This is a genomic window from Streptomyces sp. NBC_00457, from assembly GCF_036014015.1.
Taxonomy (GTDB): domain Bacteria; phylum Actinomycetota; class Actinomycetes; order Streptomycetales; family Streptomycetaceae; genus Streptomyces.
On sequence record NZ_CP107905.1, the window covers coordinates 10,285,321 to 10,307,551 of the forward strand.

Annotated in this window: 20 protein-coding genes and 1 pseudogene; 20 read left to right on the forward strand and 1 reads right to left on the reverse strand. The window is 70.2% G+C overall.

The window, feature by feature from the left end:
• Positions 1-9 precede the first annotated feature (9 nt).
• The 6 genes and pseudogenes from OG828_RS46895 to OG828_RS46920 all read left to right on the forward strand — a co-directional run.
• Entirely contained in the window at positions 10-1,032 is a 1,023-nt protein-coding gene (locus tag OG828_RS46895) for an amino acid ABC transporter permease (protein WP_328504604.1), read from the forward strand.
• On the forward strand, positions 1,029-1,793 hold the full coding sequence (locus OG828_RS46900) for an amino acid ABC transporter ATP-binding protein (protein WP_328504605.1): 765 nt from the start codon (positions 1,029-1,031) through the stop codon (positions 1,791-1,793). The genes OG828_RS46895 and OG828_RS46900 overlap by 4 nt, the downstream gene beginning before the upstream one ends.
• A gap of 53 nt (positions 1,794-1,846) precedes the next feature.
• Entirely contained in the window at positions 1,847-2,830 is a 984-nt protein-coding gene (locus OG828_RS46905; protein ID WP_328504606.1) for an ABC transporter substrate-binding protein, read from the forward strand.
• 71 nt (positions 2,831-2,901) lie between these two features.
• Positions 2,902-3,984 (forward strand): LLM class flavin-dependent oxidoreductase, encoded by a 1,083-nt coding sequence (locus OG828_RS46910; protein WP_328504607.1) that lies wholly within the window; start codon positions 2,902-2,904, stop codon positions 3,982-3,984.
• Positions 3,985-4,099: 115 nt separating this feature from the next.
• A complete protein-coding gene (locus OG828_RS46915) occupies positions 4,100-5,371 on the forward strand; it encodes a vanadium-dependent haloperoxidase (RefSeq protein WP_328504608.1) in 1,272 nt (423 codons plus the stop codon).
• A gap of 154 nt (positions 5,372-5,525) precedes the next feature.
• Positions 5,526-5,723 (forward strand): annotated as a pseudogene (locus OG828_RS46920) (LLM class flavin-dependent oxidoreductase); the annotation flags it as partial.
• A gap of 517 nt (positions 5,724-6,240) precedes the next feature.
• Here the strand turns inward: OG828_RS46920 and OG828_RS46925 are convergent.
• The gene (locus OG828_RS46925; RefSeq protein ID WP_328504609.1) at positions 6,241-7,476 is read right to left on the reverse strand and encodes an ROK family transcriptional regulator; all 1,236 of its coding nucleotides are present in this window, start codon (positions 7,474-7,476) and stop codon (positions 6,241-6,243) included.
• Between the two features lie 234 nt (positions 7,477-7,710).
• On the opposite strand from OG828_RS46925, the gene OG828_RS46930 reads away from it, so the two are divergent.
• From OG828_RS46930 to OG828_RS46995, 14 genes are all read left to right on the forward strand, one after another.
• A complete protein-coding gene (locus OG828_RS46930) occupies positions 7,711-8,850 on the forward strand; it encodes a Gfo/Idh/MocA family protein (protein ID WP_328504610.1) in 1,140 nt (379 codons plus the stop codon).
• Positions 8,847-9,767 (forward strand): sugar phosphate isomerase/epimerase family protein, encoded by a 921-nt coding sequence (locus OG828_RS46935; RefSeq protein WP_328504611.1) that lies wholly within the window; start codon positions 8,847-8,849, stop codon positions 9,765-9,767. The genes OG828_RS46930 and OG828_RS46935 overlap by 4 nt, the downstream gene beginning before the upstream one ends.
• Before the next feature lie 36 nt (positions 9,768-9,803).
• Positions 9,804-10,937 carry a Gfo/Idh/MocA family protein gene (locus OG828_RS46940; RefSeq protein ID WP_328504612.1) on the forward strand — a complete coding sequence of 378 codons (1,134 nt, stop codon included), beginning with the start codon at positions 9,804-9,806 and terminating at the stop codon, positions 10,935-10,937.
• Positions 10,938-10,951: 14 nt separating this feature from the next.
• Positions 10,952-11,839 carry a sugar phosphate isomerase/epimerase family protein gene (locus tag OG828_RS46945; protein WP_328504613.1) on the forward strand — a complete coding sequence of 296 codons (888 nt, stop codon included), beginning with the start codon at positions 10,952-10,954 and terminating at the stop codon, positions 11,837-11,839.
• 100 nt (positions 11,840-11,939) lie between these two features.
• A complete protein-coding gene (locus OG828_RS46950; protein WP_328504614.1) occupies positions 11,940-13,445 on the forward strand; it encodes an ABC transporter substrate-binding protein in 1,506 nt (501 codons plus the stop codon).
• A gap of 39 nt (positions 13,446-13,484) precedes the next feature.
• A complete protein-coding gene (locus OG828_RS46955) occupies positions 13,485-14,426 on the forward strand; it encodes an ABC transporter permease (RefSeq protein WP_328504615.1) in 942 nt (313 codons plus the stop codon).
• A complete protein-coding gene (locus tag OG828_RS46960; protein ID WP_328504616.1) occupies positions 14,423-16,153 on the forward strand; it encodes a dipeptide/oligopeptide/nickel ABC transporter permease/ATP-binding protein in 1,731 nt (576 codons plus the stop codon). The genes OG828_RS46955 and OG828_RS46960 overlap by 4 nt, the downstream gene beginning before the upstream one ends.
• Positions 16,150-17,004: an ATP-binding cassette domain-containing protein gene (locus OG828_RS46965; RefSeq protein WP_328504617.1), complete on the forward strand. Its 855-nt coding sequence runs from the start codon at positions 16,150-16,152 to the stop codon at positions 17,002-17,004. The genes OG828_RS46960 and OG828_RS46965 overlap by 4 nt, the downstream gene beginning before the upstream one ends.
• Positions 17,001-17,450 (forward strand): nuclear transport factor 2 family protein, encoded by a 450-nt coding sequence (locus OG828_RS46970; RefSeq protein ID WP_328504618.1) that lies wholly within the window; start codon positions 17,001-17,003, stop codon positions 17,448-17,450. The genes OG828_RS46965 and OG828_RS46970 overlap by 4 nt, the downstream gene beginning before the upstream one ends.
• A complete protein-coding gene (locus OG828_RS46975) occupies positions 17,447-17,707 on the forward strand; it encodes a hypothetical protein (RefSeq protein ID WP_328504619.1) in 261 nt (86 codons plus the stop codon). Before OG828_RS46970 ends, OG828_RS46975 begins: the two co-directional genes overlap by 4 nt.
• Position 17,708: 1 nt before the next feature.
• Entirely contained in the window at positions 17,709-18,335 is a 627-nt protein-coding gene (locus tag OG828_RS46980; protein WP_328504620.1) for a response regulator transcription factor, read from the forward strand.
• Positions 18,332-19,903: an ATP-binding protein gene (locus tag OG828_RS46985; protein ID WP_328504621.1), complete on the forward strand. Its 1,572-nt coding sequence runs from the start codon at positions 18,332-18,334 to the stop codon at positions 19,901-19,903. Before OG828_RS46980 ends, OG828_RS46985 begins: the two co-directional genes overlap by 4 nt.
• A complete protein-coding gene (locus OG828_RS46990) occupies positions 19,810-21,039 on the forward strand; it encodes a metal-dependent hydrolase family protein (protein WP_328504622.1) in 1,230 nt (409 codons plus the stop codon). The genes OG828_RS46985 and OG828_RS46990 overlap by 94 nt, the downstream gene beginning before the upstream one ends.
• 70 nt (positions 21,040-21,109) lie before the next feature.
• Entirely contained in the window at positions 21,110-22,222 is a 1,113-nt protein-coding gene (locus tag OG828_RS46995; protein WP_328504623.1) for an acyl-CoA dehydrogenase family protein, read from the forward strand.
• Positions 22,223-22,231 lie beyond the last annotated feature (9 nt).

Sequence of the window (22,231 nt, forward strand, 5' to 3'; positions counted from 1 at the left end):
AACACCACGATGGCATCCACAGCCGACACCGCGCCGCCCGGTGCGGCCACCCCGGGCACCAGCCCCGAAGCCCCGCCCGCCCCGGACGATCCGGCCTCGCTCAAGGTCGTACCCGCCCGCCACTACGCCCGCTGGGCGGCGGCCGTCGCCGTGATCGTGCTGGTCGCCCAGTTCGTGCACGGGCTGGCCACCAACCCCGTCTGGGAGTGGGGCGTCTTCAGCGACTACGTCTTCTCCGAGACGATCGTCCAGGCAGTGTGGGTGACCCTCCAACTCACCGCCTACGCAACGGTGCTGGGCTTCCTTCTGGGGACCGTCGTGGCCTTCATGCGGCTGTCGCACAGCCCGGTGCTGCAGACCGTCGCCTGGACCTACATCTGGATCTTCCGGTCCATCCCGATGATCGTCCAACTGGTGTTCTGGTTCAACCTGAGTGCGTTGTACGAGGAGTTGGGCTTCGGCATCCCCTTCGGCCCGGTGTTCTGGTCCGTCGACAGCAACAGCATCATCGGCACCATGGGGGCCGCCATCATCGGCCTCACGCTCCACCAGGCCGCCTACGCCGCCGAGATCGTCCGTGGCGGCGTCATCGCCGTCGACCACGGACAGCTGGAGGCCGCCGCCGCACTGGGCATCCCCCGGCTGCGGCAGATCCGCCGGATCGTGCTGCCGCAGGCGATGCGCGCGATCCTGCCCACCGCCGGCAACGAGATCATCGGCCTGCTCAAGGGCACCTCGGTGGTCTACGTGATGGCGATCGGCGAGCTGTTCTACCAGGTGCAGGTGGTCTACGGCCGCAACGGCCGGGTGATCCCGCTGCTGCTGGTCGCCACCGCCTGGTACGTCGCTCTCACCACCCTGCTGTCGGTCGCCCAGTACTACGTCGAGCGCCGCTACGCGCGGGGCGCCAACCGGACCCCGCCGCCCACCCCGCTCCAGCGCGCCCGGCGCTTCGTCCGCGACCTGCGGGCCGCGGCGGCCCAGCGCAACCAGCCCGTCGTACCCCTCAAGCCTCTGGGAGACAGCCGATGAGCGAGGTGATGGTGGACGTCCACGGCGTCCACAAGAGTTTCGGCCCGCTGGAGGTGCTGCGCGGCGTGGACCTTCAGGTGCGCGCCGGCGGCGTGACCGTGATCGTCGGGCCGTCCGGCTCCGGCAAATCCACGCTGCTGCGGACCATCAACCACCTGGAGAAGGTCAACCGCGGCTGGATCAGCATCGACGGCGAACTCATCGGCTACCGCCGCTCCGGGAACAAGCTGCACGAACTGAAGGAGAAGGACGTCCTGAAGCAGCGCACCCACATCGGGTTCGTCTTCCAGAACTTCAACCTCTTCCCCCATCTGACCGTGCTGGAGAACCTGATCGAGGCCCCGGTCTCCGCGCTGCGCCGCCCGCGCAAGGAGGCGGAGGAGACAGCCCGCCGACTGCTCGACCGGGTCGGCCTCGCCGACAAGACCGACGCCTACCCGCGGCAGCTCTCCGGCGGCCAGCAGCAGCGCGTCGCCATCGCCCGCGCGCTCGCCCTCGAACCGAAGGTGCTCCTCTTCGACGAGCCCACCTCGGCGCTCGACCCGGAACTCGTCGGCGAAGTCCTCGACGTCATCAAGGACCTGGCCCGCACCGGAACCACCATGATCGTCGTGACCCACGAGATCGGCTTCGCCCGCGAGGTCGCCGACACCGTGGTGTTCATGGACGGCGGCGTCGTCGTGGAGCAGGGGCCGCCCACGGCCGTCCTGGACGACCCGCAGCACGAGCGCACCCGCGCCTTCCTCTCCAAGGTCCTCTGATCCAAGGCCCACTGACCACCCCTCACCCCTTCCCGCAAGCAAGGAGCACGACCATGTCCACCTCGATCACCCGCCGTACCGCCGCAGCCGCGCTCGGACTCGCTGCCGCCCTCGTCCTCGCCGCGTGCAGCAACCCCGACGACGGCGGCACGACCGAGGTCGCCGCCACGTCAGGCAGCAAGATGAGAATCAACATCAGTCCCGACCAGAAACGGATCACCACGGACAAGGTCGACTCCATAGCCGCCGAGGTCCCACAGGAGATCCGCGAGAGAGGAACGCTGGAGCTCGTCCAGTCCTCCGGGAGCGCGGCGCCGCTGAACTTCCACGCCACCGACAACAAGACCCTCATCGGCATCGAGCCCGACATCGCCCACCTCGTCGCCGACGTGCTCGGCCTCAAGCCGAAGTTCCACGCCGTCTCGTGGGAGAACATCTTCGTCGGCCTCGACAGCGCCAAGTACGACGCCGGCTTCAGCAACATCACCGTCACCGAGGAGCGCAAGGAGAAGTACGACTTCGCCACCTACCGCCAGGACAACCTGGGCTTCGAGGCGAAGAAGGGCAGCGGGCTGAAGATCAGCGGGCCCAAGGACGTGGCCGGAAAGACCGTCGCCGTCCAGAGCGGCACCAACCAAGAGAAGCTGCTCGTCGAGTGGAGCAAGGAGAACGAGCAGGCCGGCCGCAAGCCGGTGAACATCAAGTACTACCAGAACGACAGCGACACCTACCTCGCCCTCCAGTCCGGCCGGATCGACGTCTACCTCGGTCCCAACCCGACCGCCGCGTACCACGCGGCCACCACCGGGAAGACAGAGGTCGTCGGTACCTACTCCGGCGCCGGCGCAACCCTCCAGGGCCTCATCGCGGCCACCACCAAGAAGGACAGCGGCCTGGTCAAGCCGCTCGCCGACGCCCTCAACCACGTCATCGAGAACGGCACCTACGCGAAGGCGCTCAAGCGCTGGGGCCTGTCCGACGAAGCAGTGACCAAGTCGGAGATCAACCCGCCCGGCCTGCCCAAGACCGACCAGTAGCCGACCGGGTGCGCAGGCCGTACGACGCCTGCGCACCCCTGCCTTCGCACAGGAGTACAGGACACGAGGCCATGCCCCGCGAACTACACGTCTCCATCGAACTCAACGGGACCGGTGACCACGCCGCCGCGTCCCTCACCGCCGCCCACTGGACCGACCTGATCGGCCTCGCCGAACAAGGTGCCCTGGACTTCGTCGCCGTCGGCGACACTCCCACCCCACCGCCCGATGACAGCGCGGGCCGGCTCGACGCGGTGGCCATCCTCGCCCGCGCCGCGCCACTGACCAGCAGGATCGGCCTGATACCGACGGTGTCCACCACCCACGCCGAGCCCTTCCACATCTCCACCGCCCTGGCCACGCTCGACTTCGTCAGCGAGGGCCGGGCCGGCTGGCTGGTCGACGTCTCGACCATCGAGGCAGAGGCTCGCGCCGTGGGTTGCCGTGAGCCCGCGCCCGTGGCCGCGTTGTGGGCGGAGGCGGCCGACGCCGCCGAGGCCGCCATCGGGTTGTGGGACAGATGGGAGGACGACGCGGACCTACGGAACGCCGCCACCGCCCGTTTCCTCGACCGCGAACGACCGCACCAGATCGACTTCGAGAGCCCTCACTTCTCCGTCCCGGGCCCCTCCACCGTCCCCCGCCCACCACAAGGGCGACCGCCCATCGCCATCGCCGTCGACGTGCACGACTCGGACGGGCAGTGGGAACTGGCCGCGAGCCACGCCGACGTCGTCTTCCTGGACGCCGACCAGCCCTCCACGGCCCGGCTCGCCCGCGGGGCGCTGCTGCGCCGGGCGGCGGATGCCGGACGCGACCCGGAGACGCTGCGGGTGCTGGTACGTGTGGCGGTCGATCTCGGGGGCGGCACCGGGCCCGGAGCCCTCCCGCCCGCCGAGCTGCGCATCACCGGTGCCGCCGCGGACCTCGCCGGACTGCTCGCCGACTGGCACGCCGCCACCGGCGTCGACGGCTTCCACCTCCTCCCGACCTCGGCCCCCGCCGATCTGCCGGCCGTGGTCCACGACGTCGTACCGGCGCTGCGAAAACGCGGCCTGTTCCGCGCCGACTACACCGGCCGCACGCTCCGCGACCACCTCGACCTGCCTCGCCCCGCCGGCCGCTACGCCCGAGACACCGAGCCGGTCCGATGACGCACACCACGACGACCTCCGGAACACCCAAGCCGCGGAAGCGACTTCACCACACCGCTCACTTCCCTGGGTCAACAGCACCACCGGTCATCCGCACGTCCGCGAAGGAGTACACGTGAACCCGTTCAGAACCCGTCATCCCGTCCGCCCCGTCCTGGTGGCGCTGGGCTCGGCCGTCCTGCTGGCCGCCTCCCTCACCGTCCCGTCCGCCGCGTCTACCGCCGTGGTGGAGGAGCAGAATCGCTCGTCCGTGGCGCTCGACTGGTACGACACGACAGCGGCCACCCTCGCGGCGGGCGGCGCCCCGACGCAGATCACGAACAGCCGTACGTGGGCCGTCAGTTGGCTCGCGGCGGCCCGGGCCACCCGTCAGGTGCCGTCCGGCGTCGACCGGGGCGACTTCCAGGACGCGGCCCTGGCGTCCGCCGTGCACGACGCCCTGGTGGCGCTGGTCCCCTCCCGCACTCAGGAACTGGACGCCGCTCTGCGCACGACTCTGCAGGGCGTTCCCGACGGACCGGCCGAGTCGCAGGGCGTGGCGGCCGGTGCCCGCCAGGCGCGGCTGGTGCTCGCCGCCCGCGAGGGCGACGGCCTCGACCCGGCCTCGGTCAACGCGCCGTTCACCGTCCCGCCGGCGGCCCCTGGAGTGTGGCAGCCGACTCCGCCCGACCACGCCCCGGCCGCGCAGTACGGCAACCGGCTCGCCCGGCCCTTCCTGTTGGACAGCGCCGACCAGTACCGGCTGCCCGCACCGCCCGCCCTGGACTCCGCGCGTTACCGCGCAGATCTGGCCGAAGTCCGTGCATATGGGGCCGTGGACAGCACCGTACGCACGGAGAAGCAGACAGAGACCGCCACCTTCTGGCTCGGCTCCTCACTGACGCTGTACACCGAGCCACTGCGGGTGGCCCTTGCCCGGTCACCGCATTCCAGCGCCGGACGCGCCAGGCTCGTGGCCCTGTTCCACGTCGCCCTGGTGGACACGCAGATCGCCACCTCCGACACCAAGTACGCCTATCTGCGGTGGCGCCCGGTCACGGCCATCCGCACCGGTTCGACCGATCCCGACCCCGCATGGACGCCGCTGCACGCCACGCCGGCCCATCCCGACCACCCCAGCGGACACAACACGTACTCGGGCGCCGCGGAAGCGGTCCTCTCGGCGCTCGTCGGGCCACGCACGGCGCCCTTCCAGCTGACCAGCCCCACCGCCCCCGGCGTGACCCGCACCTACACCTCCTGGAGCCGACTGTCCCAGGAAAACGTGGATGCCCGGGTGTACTCCGGCATCCACACCCGCTCGGCCGACGAGGCCGGTCTCGTCCTCGGCGAACGGATCGCGACGCACGCCCTACGCAACGCCGCACACCTGTTCAGCACCCTGTGAGCGGCACCGGCACCGAGGGCGGCTTGTCGCCATGGCCGGTGAGCGAAGCGAGCATCCGGGAACGGGGGGACACCCTGCTGCACACCTCCGCGACCAACACACAGGCCATCCGGTTGTACAGATCTCGTAAGGACTTCCAGGAAGGCACCCACTCGTGTCCTCAACACCCCCTTCTTCCCTGCACCTTGCCGTCGCCCTGGACGGCGCCGGCTGGCATCCCGCCTCCTGGCGTGAGCCGGTGTCCCGCCCCCGGGACCTGTTCACTGCCGCCTACTGGGCCGATCTGGTCGCGGAGGCCGAGCGTGGCCTGCTCGACTTCGTGACCATCGAGGACGGCCTCTCCCCGAACGCCGACGAGATCTTCCGCGACCTGAAGAATCCCGAGATGGCGTCGACCTGGAACAGGCAGGCCGCCATCGAGAATTGCATCAGCGCCCCATTTCGGCTGAGACCCTGCGGAAAGAACTCCGTATCGGGGCGAGTCGATCGAGGCAGTTGGCGGAGCATGTACGGGGCAGCCGTCGTCATGGCAAGGGCGCCGACGCACCTCATGGTCGAATAGGTGCACAGCGTGGGCCGGGTCCGCAGTGAGTTCCGCCGACCTCGAATCGAGCGACTACCTGTCCACGGTCGATACCGTGTTCCGCAAGGTCACCGCGAGCCTGGCCTCGACACGCTCGTATTGGCGGTCCTGTGCGAACGCGTCCCCCGTCTCATGCGTTTGAGGCGGCTGGGTTCCCGCTGTCCGATGGGACGGTCGCCGAAACGCTGCGGCTGGTTTCCCGAGGGAGTGCGCCGCGCCACGGCCGCTGAGCACGGGATTCCTCGCGGCCGTGGCATCGGTCGTGCCGGTACGGCCACCGAACGCACTATCCGCCGGCTTTCTGCCCCTCGACCAGCAGCCGTGCGATGCCTGCCTGGCTGAAGACGTCCTGGGTGGCCAGGGCGATGCCGCCGTGCAGGCCGGAGCCGCCCTTGAGCTGAGTCGCGGTGATGGTGAGTTTGCGCGTGGCCAGCGGGAGTGCCCGCTGGTACACGGCAGCCCGTACGGCGGAGACGAGGTCGTCGCGGAGTTCGCTGAGCGGTCCGGCCAGCACCACGGTGCGCGGGTTGAACATGTGGACCAGCATGGCCACCACCTCGCCGATCTCCGTTGCGGCCTGGCGCACGGCGTGCAGGGCGGTCGGGTCCCCCGCAGCGACGCGCCGGGCGAGTTCGCGGGTGCCGTGCAGCGGATCGTCGGCCTTCGACTCGGGGATGCCGAGGCCGCGCAGCACCGCCCGATGGGAGGCCAGCGCGCCCACGCAGCCGACGTTGCCGCAGGCGCACAGGACGCTGGCACCGCCCACGGCCCGGATGTGGCCGATGTCGCCGGCGGCTCCGTCGGCGCCGCGGTACACGTCACCGGTCGCGGTGACGAGTCCCGCCCCGATACCGGTCGCGATCTTGATGCACAGCAGCGGAGTCTCCAGCCCGGCCTGCGCGGCCTCGCCCAGAGCCATCAGGTTGACGTCGTTGTCCACCACGGTGGGCGCGTGGAACCGCTCCCGGAAATACTCGGCGACGGGAAAGCCGTCCCAACCGGGCATGCCTGTCGGCTGCACCGCGCACCCCTGCTGGAAGTCCACAGGTCCGGGCAGGCCGACGACCACCTCGCGCACCCGGTCGGGGGCACGCCGGTGCTTCTCCAGCAGCCCCTGCAACTGTTCGGTCACCGCGTCCAGCACCACCCGGGGTCCCGCGTCGATCCGGACGTCCACCGTGTCCCGGGCGATCACCTGCCGAGTCAGGTCGGCGAGAGCGATCTGCGACTCCGCCGTGTCGATGTCCACGACGACGACGGTCCCGGCCTGTGGGCTGATCGTCAGCACCCGTGGGGGCCGGCCCCGCACGGACCGCTTTGACTCGACCTCCTCCAAAATCCCCGTTCCGACGAGATGGTCGACCTGCTGGCCCACGGTCGACCGGGCCAGACCGCTGCGCCGGGCGATCTCGGCCCGGTTGGTCGCCTCCCCGGAGACCACGAGTCCCAGTACCCGGCGCAGCGCGAGCGGCACGGTCACGGACCCGGCCTCTTCTACGGCGGAGCCATCATTTTTATGCATTCGTGTGAACGTAATGGCGTCTCCTCGGATCCGTCAATAGATCCACGTCATCAGGGATCAGAACGGACTTTGGCAGACATGTTTCCCGAGATTAAGCCTCTTTTAGACCTTTAAAAGAATTAAATCGCTGCTCTTGTGCTGTGTTGGCGAACTAAACGATGGTGTTCCGCAACGCGGCGTTCAGGCCGCGGTCAGTCGCCGGACGTCGACGGAGGTGCACCCGTGAGTGGCTCGATGCGGGCAGTGGTAGTCGGGGCCGGCATGATCGGCGCCGTACACGCCAGGGCGATCCGCGCCGCGGGCGGCTGTGTGGCCGGAGTGGTCGCGTCGACCCCCGAGCGCAGCGTGCGGACCGCCGATGAGTGGGCAGTCCCGGCACGTTATCCCGACCTCTCGGCGGCACTTGCCGACGACAGCGTCTCGGTCGTCCACGTATGCACCCCGAACGCACTGCACGTACGGCAGGCCGAGGCGGCCCTGCGCGCGGGCAAGCACGTGATCTGCGAGAAGCCGCTCGCCACGTCCGCCGCCGACGCCGAACACCTGGCGCGGCTGGCGCAGGAGGCGGGCCTGCTGCTCGCCGTCCCCTTCGTGTACCGCTACCACCCGCTCGTGAGGGAGCTCCGCGACCGTCGGCTGCGCGGCGAGTTCGGCGCGTGGCAGCTGATCCACGGCAGCTATCTGCAGGACTGGATGCTCTCCCCGGACGTCATGTCCTGGCGGGTCGACCCGGTGGACGGCGGACCGTCGCGGGCGTTCGCGGACATCGGCTCGCACTGGTGCGACCTCGTCGAATGGGTCGCCGGAGTCCGCTTCACCGAACTGACCGCCCGGCTCGGCACGACTATCGCCACCCGCCCCGCCGGTACCGGCGTGAGCTTTTCGAACGGCGCCGGGGGGCCACGGGACCGGGTGCGTACGGAGGACGTGGCGACCGTGCTGCTGCGCACCGGCGACGGTGTCCTCGGCACGCTGACGGTGTCCCAGGTGTCGGCCGGCCGCAAGAACCGGCTCTGGTTCGAACTCGACGGCTCGGCCGGCAGCGCGGTCTTCGACCAGGAGAACCCCGAGACCGCATGGCTCGGCGCCACGGACGGAGCACGCATTCTCGTACGTGACCCCGGCCAGGGCTCGTCCGAGCAGCGCCGCCTCGCCCACCTGCCCGCCGGCCATGCGCAGGGCTACGGCGACTGCTTCGCCGCCTTCGTCGCCGACGCCTATACGACGATCCGCGGAGGGACGCCGGAAGGCCTGCCCACCGGTGCGGACGGCGTCCGCTCGGCCCGCATCGTCGAAGCCGTGCTGACCTCCGCCGCGTCACTCACCTGGACCGACGTCGCTTCCGCACCCGCAGCCCTGGAGGCCACCGTATGAAACTCGGCATGCTCACCGCCTGTCTTCCCCGCCTCTCCCTCGCCGAGATCGCCGCCTGGGCGAGCGAGGCCGGCTATGAGGCCCTGGAGGTCGCCGCCTGGCCGGACACCGGGGGCCGGGACTTCGAGGCGGCCCACCTTCCGGTGGCCGGCTTCGACGACCGTGCGGCCGACGAGACACGAGCCCTGCTGGAGCGTCACAACCTCGGCATCTCCGCCCTCGCGTACTACGAGAACAACCTTCATCCCGACCCCGGGCGGTGGGCCGGGATCCACGCCCACCTCAAGGCGGTCGTGGACGCGGCAGCCGGCTTGGACGTCCCGTACGTGGGCACCTTCGTCGGCCGTGACTGGACCCGTCCGGTGGCGGACAACCTGGCCGAGGCCCAGAAGGTCTTCCCCGAACTCGTCGAGTACGCGGGCGAGAAGGGCGTGAAGCTCATCATCGAGAACTGCGTGATGGAGGGCTGGCACCCCGACGGTTACCCGGGCAACCTCGCCTACTCGCCGGAGCTGTGGGAGTGGATGTTCTCCCTCGGCCTCTACCTGAACTGGGACCCGTCGCACCTGACCTGGATCGGCATCGACCCGGTCACGACCATCGCGCCGTACGCCGATCGCATCGTCCATGCCCAGGCCAAGGATCTGCAGATTCTGCCCGGCAAGGTCGACCGCTACGGCTTCTTCGGCAAGGCGGCACAGCGCAACGACCCCTGGGACACCGGCTGGTGGCGTTACCGCGTGCCGGGCCGCGGTCAGGTCGACTGGAACGCCGTGGTGGACGTCCTGTACGAGAACGGCTTCACCGGAACCCTCTCCGTCGAGCACGAGGACCCGGTGTGGAGCGGCACCGAGGAGCGGGTCAAGACCGGCCTGGAGATCGCGCACCGCACCCTGCGGCCCCTCGTCGTCACCTGACACCCCCTCAACCCCCCAATGGATTGCAGGAGATTCATGGCTCAGCAGCACGCACGGCACCGCATCGGGATCCTGGGCGCCGGCAACATCCTCGGCCGCTACGCGGAAGGCCTGCGCACCTTCCCGGAGTTCGAGGTGGTCCGGGTGGCCGACATCGACCCGACCCGCGCCAAGCAGGCCGCGGACGAGTACGACATCGCCGCCTGGGGCGACGGTGCCGAACTCCTCGCCGACGACACCGTCGAGATCGTCGTCAACATCACCCCGCCGCAGTTCCACGCCAAGACCGTCATCGCCGCGCTGGAGTCGGGCAAGCACGTCTACGTGGAGAAGCCACTCGCCACCACCGTCGCCGAGGCCCGCGAGGTCCTCGACGCCGCCACACGCGGCACGGCGCTGCTGGGGTCGGCCCCTGACACCTTCCTCGGCAGCGCCGTGCAGACCGCCCGGCACGCGGTCGACACCGGCCTGATCGGCGACGCCGTCGGCGCCACCGCCTTCGTACGCTCCAGCCGCGCCGAGACCTGGCACCCGGACCCGCGCGCCTTCTACGGCGCCGGCGGCGGCCCCGTCCTCGACATGGGCCCCTACTACCTGGCCGCGCTGGTCAACTGCCTCGGCCCGGTCGCCCAGGTGGCCGCCGCCACCCGCATCGGCGCACCCACCCGCAAGGTCACCAGCCCGGGTCGAGTGGTCGACGAGATCACGGTCGAGGTCCCCACCCACGCCTCCGCCACCCTCACCTTCGCGTCCGGCGCCATCGCCACCACTCTGATGAGCTTCGACGTCTGGGACACCGAGCTCCCGCGCATCGAGATCTACGGCACTGAGGGCACCCTCGCCCTGCCCAACCCCAACTTCTTCGACGGCGACGTACGCCTCAAGCGCCACGGGGACACGGACTGGCAGGTGCTCACCCCGGTCACCGAGCTCTTCGGCGCCGTGGACACCCCCGAACAGCACCGTCGGGGCCTCGGGGTGCGGGATCTCGCCGGCGCTACCGAAGGCGGACCGCACCGCGCCAACCCGCACTTCGCCTTCCACATCCTGGACGTGCTGACGAGCTTCGAGACCTCGCAGCAGCAGAATCGTTTCGTCGCACTGGAGAGCAGCTGCGCCCGCCCCGAGCCGCGCGCCGCGACAGCCCTCGCAGCCCCTGTCGCCCCCTGAGAGGACCGCACACCATGAAGATCAGGCAGGACCGCCTGGCCATCAACCCCCTGCAGTGGGTCGCGAGCGCCGACGGCTGGATCGATCCCACGCTCGCCCCGCCCCTGGACGGGCAGTTGAGCGTCGTCCGCGATGCGGGCATCAAAGCCCTGCACAGCGCCGTACCCGGCGACCTGACACCGCAGGAGTACGCCGTCCGGCTCGCCGAGTACGGCATCAGCCCCGCGCCCGGCTACATCCCTGTCCGCCTCACCGAGGACGCGACCGAGCGGCAGACCTTCCGGGACACCGCGGCACGGGTCGCCGAGCAGCACGCGGCACTCGGCGTGCCCACCGTCTTCCTCGCCATGGGGATGGCCAAGGACGCCGAGCGCGTGGCCCGTCCCGCGGTCGGCCACCTCGCCGACCCGGGCCGCCTGGAGCGCGTCCGCGACCTGCTGGCCGAGATCGCCGGGATCATCCGGGCCGAGGGCATCACCCCCGCCTTCCATCCGCACGTCGGTACCTGGGCGGAGACCGAGGAGGAGACCCGTTTCGTTCTGGACACCGTCGACGCCTCCGTCCTCGCCTTCGGACCGGACCTGGGCCACCTGGCCTGGGCGGGCGCGGACGCCGTACGGCTCGTGCGCGACTACGCGGACCGCGTGGCGAGCGTCCACGTCAAGGACCTGGACCTCGGCCTCGCCGCGAAGGCGAGGGAAGCGGGCTGGGGCTACCGCAGGACGGTGCTGGCGGGGCTGTGGTCGGAGCCGGGCCACGGGAACGCCGACATCGAGGGCTTCATCGGCGCACTGCCGGAGGACTTCGACGGCTGGCTGATCGTCGAGGTCGACCGGGGGGCACAGCCGACCCCCGAACAGAGCGTGCGGCTGTGCGGGGAGTGGATCGCGAAGTACGCGTGACCAGGGCCGGGTTACGCGGAGGACCGGCCGTGCACGGCCGGAAACGGGACGACCCGGGGGACATCAAGGAGACCCAGGACATGAGACAGGTGGAGAGATCATGCGCAAAACAGTGGCACTCGTCGGCGTCGGACTCCTGACCGCGACGGCGACCGCCTGCGGAGGCGGCACCCAGGCCGCCGGCGGCGACAAGACCCTCACGCTCGCCGAGTCCGTCACGGCAACGCCGTGGGACCTGGCCAAGGCGAGCATGGGACCCGAATCCCAGTACTACCAGCCGGTCTACGACACCCTGCTCCGGCTCGACACCAAGGGGCAGCCCACCCCGAACCTGGCCACGTCGTGGTCGTACGACAAGGCCCAGACGACCCTGACGCTGAAGCTGCGCGAAGGGGTGAAGTTCACCGACGGCACCGCCCTCGACGCGGACGCGGTCAGGAAGAGCCTGCTGCACACCAAGAGCGGCACGGCCTCCGCCGCCGGGGAGATCCAGGACATCACCGGCGTCGACGTCGTCGACACGCACACGGTCGCCATCAAGCTGAGCCACCCCACAGCGGCCCTGCTGCCCGCGCTCGGCCAGGTCTCCGGCATGATCGCCGGCCCCAAGGCGCTGGAAGACCCCAGGACTCCGGTCGGCTCCGGCCCGTACAAACTGGACACGGGCGCGACCACGGCCGGGCAGACGTACACCTACACCCGAAACCCCGACTACTGGAACGCGAAGGCCTTCCCCTACGACAAGATCGTCGTCAAGTACCTGGCCGACCCGACCGCGCGCACCAACGCCCTGCTGTCCGGCCAGCTCGACGGAGCCACTCTCAGCCTCAACCGGGTCAAGACCGTCAAGGGCCGGGGCCTGAACGTCGTCACCTACCAGCCCGGCGACATCGAGGGCCTGTACATCTGGGACCGAGCCGGCAAGAAGGTGCCCGCCCTCGGCAAACTGAAGGTCCGTCAGGCCCTCAACCACGCCTTCGACAGGGACGCCATCATCAAGTCGGCCAAGACCGGCCTCGGCACGCCAACCACCCAGCTGTTCGCCAAGGGCGAGGACGGCCACAAGGCCGCTCTGGACGACGCGTACTCGTACGACCCGGCGAAGGCCAAGAAGCTGCTCGGGGAGGCCGGATACCCCAACGGCTTCTCCCTCACCATCCCGGACCTCTCCGCGAACTTCCCGCAGGAGCAAGCCGTGCTCAACCAGTCACTCAAGGACATCGGCATCACGGTCAAGCTGGACACCCTGCCCACCGACCAGATCTTCAGTGCCATGCTCGCCGGAAAGTACGCGATGTCGTACTTCAAGCTGGGCGCGCCCACGGCCTGGGACAAGGTGCAGCTGGAGCTGACGAAGAAGTCGACCTGGAACCCCTTCAAGTACGACGACCCGAAGGCCGACGACCTCATCACCCGCATCGGCGAAGCCACCGGGACCCAGCGGGAAGCCCTCTTCGAGGAACTCAACACCTACGTCGTCGACCAGGCCTGGAACGCGCCCTGGAGCGTCATCGCCAACGCGTACGCGACCGCGAAGGACGTGAAGGTGACGCCGCAGCCCGGCTCCCAGTACCCGCCGATCTACAACTACGCGCCGGCGAACTAGCCGCCGCTCCGTTCCGGCACACGGAAGGAGGAACCGACCGTGCTTGTCTTCCTGTTCCGGCGCATCGCCGCCGGCGCCGTCCTGGTGGTCGTCGTGGCCACCGCGACATTCCTGCTGCTCAGTCTCACGGGCACCGATGTGGCCCGCAACGTCCTGGGCGAGACGGCTTCGCGGTCCGCGGTGGCCGCCAAGAGCCACGAACTGGGCCTGGACCAGCCCTTGATGGAGCGCTACTGGCGCTGGATCGAACAGGCCGCGCAGGGAAACCTGGGCAGCTCGTGGTTCACCGGCGACTCGGTGAACCAGTCCGTGACGGACACGGTCCCGGTCACCCTGTCCGTGGTGGTGGCCGGCATGCTCCTCGCGGCGGTGTTCAGCGTGGTGCTGGGCGCCGCGGCGGCGCTGCGCGGCGGCTGGGTGGACCGCGTGGTGCAGTTCGCCGCCGTGCTGGGCACAGCGGTACCCAGCTTCCTGCTCGCCCTGGTCCTCGCGGTCACCCTGGCCGTCCGCCTCGGCTGGCTGCCCGCCACCGGCTATGTCCCCCTCGGGACCTCCGGGACCGGCTGGCTGCGCTCGATCACCCTGCCCGCCCTGTCCCTCGCGGTCGGCGCGACCGCGGCCACCGCCATGCAGGTGCGCGGCGCCCTGATCGACGTCCTGCGCGCCGACTTCGTCCGCACCCTGCGCAGCCGGGGCCTGACCACGCGCAGTGTCGTGTTCCGGCACGCCCTGCGCAACGCGGCGCCGCCTGCCCTGACCGTGCTCGCCCTGCAGTTCATCGGTCTGATCGGCGGCGCGGTCGTCGTGGAGAAGGTGTTCGGCCTGCCCGGCATCGGCACCCTCGCCAACTCGGCCGCCGTACGCGGCGACGCGCCCGTGCTGCTCGGCACGGTCGTGGTGGTCGTCGTCATCGTCGTCGCCGTCAATCTGCTGCTGGACGTCGCCTACGGCTGGCTCAACCCGAAGGTGCGTGTCTCATGACCACCGCGTCGTCCCAACGGGACGGCCTGCTGCGCCGGATGCTGCGTGATCCGCTGGCCGTCGTCTGTCTGGCCGTCCTGGCCCTGGTCGTCGTCGTGAGTCTTGCGGCACCCCTGCTCACCGACCAGGCCCCCGATCGCAGCACTCTGACTGACACGCTGGCTCCCATGTCGGGCTCCCACCCCCTCGGAGGCGACGGCGTGGGCCGGGACGTCCTGGCCCGGCTGCTGTACGGCGGCCGCACCAGCCTCCTCGGCGGCACCCTCGCCGTCCTTGTCGCCTTCGCGGTCGGCGCACCGCTCGGCCTGGTCAGCGGCTTCTACCGGGGCTGGTTCGACGCGTTGGCCGGCTGGCTCGTCAACGTCATCATGGCCGTGCCCGCGATCATCGTGATGTTGGTGGTGATGGCGGCCGTCTCACAGGACCTCAACGTCGCGATGATCGTCCTCGGCGTGATCATGGCACCGATGGTCTTCCGCCTCATCCGCGCCTCGGTCCTCGCCGTCCGCGAGGAGCTGTACGTCGACGCAGCCCGGGTCTCCGGGCTCGGCGACGCGCGCATCATGCGCCGGCACATCCTGCCCGTGGTGAGCGCGCCGTCCGTTGTCCAGGCGACCCAGGTGTTCGCCCTGGCGATCGGCATCCAGGCAGGCCTCGCCTTCCTGGGCCTGGGCAAGGCGTCCCAGGCCAGCTGGGGCGCGATGCTGGGCGATGCCTTCACCAATGTCTACACCGCACCCGTGCTGTTGGCGTGGCCGGGCATCGCGATGAGCGTGACCATCCTGGCGTCCAGCCTGCTGGGCAACGCGGTGCGGGACACGCTGGGCACGGCCGCACCTCGGGTCGTCAAGCGGCGGAAGCCGGTCGTGCGCACCGCACCGGCTCCCGGGACCTTCCCGGACCGGCTCCTGACTGTGGAGGGGCTGCGCGTCGCCTACGGCGAGAAGACCGTCGTCGACGGAGTGAGCCTCACCGTGACACGCGGCGAAGTCCTCGGCCTGGTGGGGGAGTCCGGTTCCGGCAAGAGCCAGACCGCGTTCTCCGTCCTCGGACTGCTGCCCAACGAGGCCGAGGTGACGGCCGACCAACTGGCGTTCGACGGCAAGGAGTTGCTGAGTCTCGACCTCGCCGCCCTTAACGCCCTGCGCGGGCGCGGCATCGGCTACATCCCCCAGGAGCCGATGTCCAACCTCGACCCCTGCTTCCGTATCGGCGCCCAGCTCGTGGAGCCGATGCGCAAACACCTGGCGCTGTCCCGGGCCGAGGCGCGCACCAAGGCGCTCGAACTCCTCGCGCGGGTCGGCATCCCGGATCCGGAGCGCGTGTTCAGGTCGTACCCGCACCAGATCTCCGGCGGCATGGCCCAGCGCGTCCTGATCGCGGGCGCCGTGTCCTGCGATCCGCAGTTGCTGATCGCCGACGAGCCGACGACCGCGCTCGACGTGACGGTCCAGGCGGAGGTGCTGGACCTGATGCGCTCGCTCCAACAGGAGCGCGACATGGGGATGATCCTCGTCACCCACGACTTCGGTGTGGTGGCCGACATCTGCGACAGGGTCGCGGTGATGCGGCAGGGCCGCATCGTGGAGACCGCTCCGGCCCGGCAGATCTTCGCATCCCCCGAGCACGACTACACGCGCGTGCTCCTCGACTCGACGCTCGAAGGCGGGCCCGCACGCGGCGAACTGCGCGTTCCCGGCCGGCCCTTCAAGGAGGTGACGTCATGACCGCACAGACCTCCGAGGCCTCCTCGGACTCCCCGCTCCTCGAACTCGACGACGTCGTCGTGGAGTATCCGGGAAAGGGGCGCCGCAAGAAGCCGTTCCGTGTCCTGCATGGCGTCTCCCTGTCCATCGCGCCCGGTGAGACGCTCGGCCTGGTCGGCGAGTCCGGCTCGGGCAAGACGACACTGGGCCGGGCCGTACTCGGTCTCGCACCGGTCACCGGTGGTGAGATCCAGTACGCGGGGCGGACGGTCTCCCGGCTTGGCAAGCGGGAGCGGCGCGCGCTCAGCAAGGACATCCAGGTCGTCTTCCAGGACCCGTTCACCTCCCTGAACCCCGCCATGACGGTGATGGACATCCTCACCGAGCCGCTGCTTGTCACCGGCGTCGCCCGCGCCGACGCCGAAGCCCGGGTGCAGAAACTGCTCGACCACGTCCACCTTCCGCAGGACGCGGCCCGCCGACTGCCCCGGGAGTTCTCCGGCGGCCAGCGCCAGCGCATCGCCATCGCGCGTGCCCTGTGCCGAGACCCCCGGCTGATCGTCTGCGACGAACCTGTCAGCGCCCTGGACCTTACGACCCAGGCCCGGGTGCTCGACCTGTTCATCGAGATCCAGGAAGCGACCGGCGTGGCGTATCTCTTCGTCACCCACGACCTGTCCGTCGTCCGGCACATCAGCCACCGCGTGGCGGTGCTCTACCGCGGTGACATCGTGGAGACCGGAGGCGCGGCTCAGGTCACGGAGCGGCCCGAACACCCCTATACGAAGCGGCTGTTGCTCGCCGCGCCGGTGCCCGACCCCGAGCGGCAGGCCGAGCGGCGTGCGGAACGGCTGAAGGCGGCCGCCTCATGACCGACGTGGCCGACACCCGCGTGGTCGACACCCTCACCCGCTACCTCGCCCTCTGCGACGTACCCGCCGGCGTGCACGGAGAGCTGGGGGACCTCTTCACCGAGGACGCGGTCTGGGAGGGCGGCGGCAGCGCGTACGCCGACAAGTTCGGCCGCACCGAGGGCCGGGAGGCGATCGTCGTGATGCTGGCGGCCTACCTGCCGCCCAGCCCCCACTTCCGTTCGAACGTGCACCTGCTGTTCCCCGGCACCGTCGACGTCGACGCGGAGAACGGGACGGCGCGAGGCAGTTGGCCGATGCAGCAGCTCTCGCGGTACGAGTCGGGGGACACCGAAGTCATGGTCGCCCGGCTCGACGTGACCTTCCGGCTCGACCCGGACCAGCCCCGTATCTCCGCTTTCCGCACCGAACGACTCTTCACCGCACCGCTGTTGGGGGAGCGATGAACGACCGCACCATGCTCCTGACCTGCTACGCCGATACCCATGACTACGGATGGCACCACGTCGACCTGTTCGTGCACGACGCGGCGGACCGGGAGGTCAACTGGGTCCACTGGCAGGTCGAGAAGGACGGCCCCGAGGGCGCCGACGCCGCGACCGCCCGTGTCGAGCCCACCCTGCGCCGCACCAGCGACTGGCAGCACGGAATCAGTGCCGACGGCAGCGAATACTGGACCGCACAGGCGTCCTGGGACGACTGAGATGTGTCTCGTGTACATCCTCGACGACGACGAGGAGCTGAGCGAATCGCTCGCCTGGCTCCTGGAGTCCGTCGGTATCCGCTCCGAGCGCTTCGGGGACACGGCAACCTTTCTGCGCTCCTACGACCGGGACCGGCCCGCCTGCCTGATCCTCGACGTCCGCATGCCCGAACTCAGCGGTTTCGACGTGCAACGGATCCTCAACGACGCGGGCGCGCCGCTGCCCGTCGTCTTCGTGTCCGCGCACGGTGACATCCGGATGTCGGTGCGCGCCCTGCAGCGCGGCGCCGTCGACTTCCTGGAGAAGCCGTACGACCCCCAGCACCTGCTCGACGTCGTGCAGGCCGCCCGGCGGACCGCCCGGGAGCGCTTCGAGCGGGCCGCCGGGCAGCGCGCGCTACGCGCCCGGCTGGACGGACTCACAGCCCGCGAACGGGAGGTGCTCGCGCTGTCCGCCGAGGGCATCGCGAACAAGCAGATCGCGTCACGGCTCGGCATCAGCGCCAAGACCGTGGACGTCCACCGGGCCCGTATCCGGGAGAAGACCGGCACCGACAGCATCGCCACGCTTGTCGGCGAAACAGTTCGGCTGGGCCTGCCGGTCACAGGACGGGAGGCACCGCCGTGAACCCCGTCGCCATCGGCCCCGCCGACTTCGGGGCGCTGATGCAGTCCCTGAAGTACTGCGTCCTGCTGCACGACGCCCGCACCTACGACATCCTCTGGGCGAACCGGGCCGCGTGCGAGCTGCTCGGCCGGCCCGTCGACGAGCTCAGGCCGCTCAAGGCACCGGACATGAGCAAGAACGCCCGCCAGTACAGCCGTGAACTGGGCCACCGCTGGCTCCGGCGCGCGGTCGAGGACGGCGTCAGCGCCACCGAGTGGTGCTACCGGTCCAAGCGCGGCGAGGAGATCCTGACCGAGGCGATCGCGATCCGGGTCGACCTGCCGGGACGGGCCGTGGTCATGGTGCAGTTCCGTGACATCGCCGAGGAGAAGGCGGTGCGGCGCGACCTGTCCCGCACCGAGAGCAGGCTGCGCACCTTCCTGGGCTCCCTCGCCGAGGGCATAGTCGTCCTCGACGACGCGAACCATGTCCTCTTCGCCAGCGAATCGGCCGTACGGCTGCTCGGTGAGGACCTCCCGGGAGCGGACTTCGCGGACTACTGCCCCGACGGGCCCGTACCGGCGTCCGAGGGCCGCCACCGCTTCGCCGCACCCGGCGCCGCGCCCCGCTGGTACGCCGCGACATGCCAGCACATCGAGATCGAGAGCGATCTGCGCGGCCGGATGCTGCTCTTCTACGACATCACCGACCGGGTCCGTGCCGAGGAGGAGCACCGTCGCGACACCCAGCACGTCGACCATCTCGCCCGGTACAACGCGATGGGCGACATGGCGATGGCGATCGCCCACGAGGTGAGCCAGCCGCTCGCCGCCGCGTACAACTTCGTCGAGGGAGCGCGCGGCCGGCTCGGCACCGGTACAGGCAACGGCACCGATACCGACGGCACCGGCACCGGCTCCGTCGACGAGTCCGTCGCCTGGGGCCTGGACAACGCCGTCCGCCAGATCGAACGCGCGCGGCGGATCCTGGCCAGCCTGCGGCAGTACGTGGGCCGGCTGGAGCAGTCGGAGCGGCTCGCCGACCTCAACACGGTGGTGCGCGACTGCGCCTACTTCATCGAGCTGCGCGCCCAGGAACACGCGGTGGCCGTCGAGTTCGACCTCACCGACGAACCGCTGCCGGTGCGCTGCGAGACCGTCCTCATCGGCCAGGTCGTCATGAATCTCGCCTTCAACGCCGTTGAGGAGATGGCCCGATGGCCGCAACCTGAGCGCCGGGTGCACATCGCCACCCGCGCGGTCGACGGCGGGGCCGCCGAAGTCTCCGTCCGCGACTGGGGCCAGGGCCTGCCACCCGACGAGCGGATCTTCGACGGCGTCTTCACGTCCAAGGAGAACGGCAGCGGCATCGGCCTGGCCCTGAGCCACCGCATCATCACCCGCCACGGCGGTCGCCTCACCGCCGGCGCCAACAGGCCGCGCGGAGCGGTCTTCCGCTTCAGGCTGCCGGCGGCCGGAACACGAACGGACCCTTCATGGCCACTCGATACCAGCACGCCTCCCTCATCGACGGAACCGGCGCCGCCCCCGTCCCGGACGCGGCACTCGTCGTCGACGACGACGGACTGATCACGTACGCGGGCCCCGCCGCCACCGCGCCCGAGACACCCTCGGCGACCACGGTGGACCTGGGGGGACGCACCCTGCTGCCGGGCTTCTTCGACTGCCACACGCACCTGTGCATGACCCCCGGACGTCCCTTGGTCGCGGGCCTGACCGCCGACCGGACGGTGGAGACGTTCGAGATCGCGGAGCGGCTGCGGGCCACTCTGTACGCGGGCGTCACGAGCGTGCGCGACCTCGGGGGCGTGCCGTCCGGCTACCGCACCGCGCTCGAACGCGACCTGATCGAGGGACCCCGGCTCCAGGTGGCGATCAGGGTGATCGGACACACCGGCGGGCACGCCGACTGCACACTGCCTGACGGGACGAACGCCGCCCCCCACCTCACCGAGGTCGCCGACACGGCCGACGATGTCCGGCTGGCGGCCCGGCGCGTGCTGCGCGAGGGAGCGGACGTCGTCAAGGTCTGCGCCACCGGCGGCATGGGCAGTCCGTACGACGACCCCGAAGACGAGGACCTGACGTACCAGGAGTTGAAGGCCGTCGTCGACGAGGCGGCACGCCACCGCGGGAAGCGCGTCGCCGCCCACGCCCAGGGCACGGCCGGTATCCACAGCGCCCTGCGGGCCGGTGTCACGAGCATCGAGCACGGTTACGGACTGACGGACGAGCTGTGCGATCTGGCACTGGAACGCGGCGCGTTCCTCGTCCCCACCCTGGCCACCGTTTTCGCCCCGCTCGACCCGGCAGCCATGCCCGATCATCATTTCCGCAAGAAGAGCCGCTGGTCCGGGGTGACCAAGGAGAACATCGCGCATGCGATCAGCCGTGGAGTTCCCATTGCCCTGGGCACGGACGCCGGTGTCGTCCCGCACGGCCGCAATCTCGCCGAGCTCGCCTTCCTGGTGGAACTGGGCATGGACCCCCTCGACGCGATCACGGCGGGCACGTCGAACGCCGCCCGCCTCCTGGACGTCGACGACCGACTGGGCTCCCTGGAAACCGGGAAGACAGCCGACTTCGTGGTCGTGGACGGGGATCCCCTGCACGACATCGGTGTCCTCGGCCGGCCGGAGCACATCGTTCTCGTCGTGCAGGCGGGAGTCGTACGGAAGGATCTCCTCCGGCGGAAAGGGATGTAGGGGAATTCCCCTAGAGAGTGGATCCAATTCCCGATGGTGCAGGGCGAGTCGCGGCGCATAGCGTTTTCTTATGACCCAGACACTGGAAAGGGTTCTGGCCGTCGTCGCAGAACGGCGGGCCGAATTCGAGGAGCAGCGACACATACCGCGGGATGTGATCGCGGAATTCAAGAGGGCGGGAATCTACCGGGCGGGCACGCCGAAGAAGTTCGGTGGTGACGCGGCTCCGCCCGCCGACTTCCTCCGTCTCGTCGAGCGGATGGCGACCGTCGACGGATCGGCCGGCTGGGTCGCCAGCTTCGGCTCGTCCGCGATCTATCTGGCCGCGCTGCCGCTGGAGACCCAGGCCGAGCTGTATGCCGACGGTCCCGATGTGGCCTTCGCGGGCGGCCTGTTCCCGGTGCAGCCGGCCGAACGCGTCGAGGGCGGCTACCGCGTGTCGGGCCGGTGGAAGTTCGCCAGCGGCTGCAAGGGCGCGGACGTCCTCGGCGTGGGCATCAAGGCCGGCCAGGACAAGGCCGGCCGCCCGCTGACCGCCGTGCTGCGGCCCGACCAGGTCCAGATCGCGGAGAACTGGGACGTCATCGGCCTGCGCGGCACCGGCAGTCATGACTTGGAGGTCGAGGGGGCCGTCGTTCCCGAGGAGTGGACGTTCGTCCGCGGCGGCCGGCCCACCGTCGACGAGCCGCTCTACCGCTATCCGACGGTTCCCTACGCCGCGCAGGTGCTGGCGGTCGTCGGTCTCGGCGTGGCGCGCGCGGCCCTCGACCACGTGATAGCCCAGGGCGGCCGTTCCGGCTACACCGGCGCCCCGAAACCCGCCGAGCGTGCCACCTACCGCATCGCGGTCGGCCAGGCCGAGGCCCAACTCCGTTCCGTACGGGCCTTCTTCTACGAGACCACCGAAGAAGTCTGGGCGACCGTCGAGGCAGGCGACCCCGCCACCGTCGAACAGGCGAGCTTGCTACGGCTGGCCTCCGCACACCTCGCCAAGACCTCCTTCGAAGTCGTGCGGGCCGCCTACCAACTCGCCGGCATCCCCGCCATCACCGACGGCAGCCCCATGCAGCGCTACCTGCGCGACGCCTCGGTCGTCCCCCAGCACGCCTTCCTGCAGGAGGGCATGTACGACGGCGCGGGCGCGGCCCTGATGGGCGTGCAGCCCTTCCCCGGCTACCTCTGAAAGGCAGGA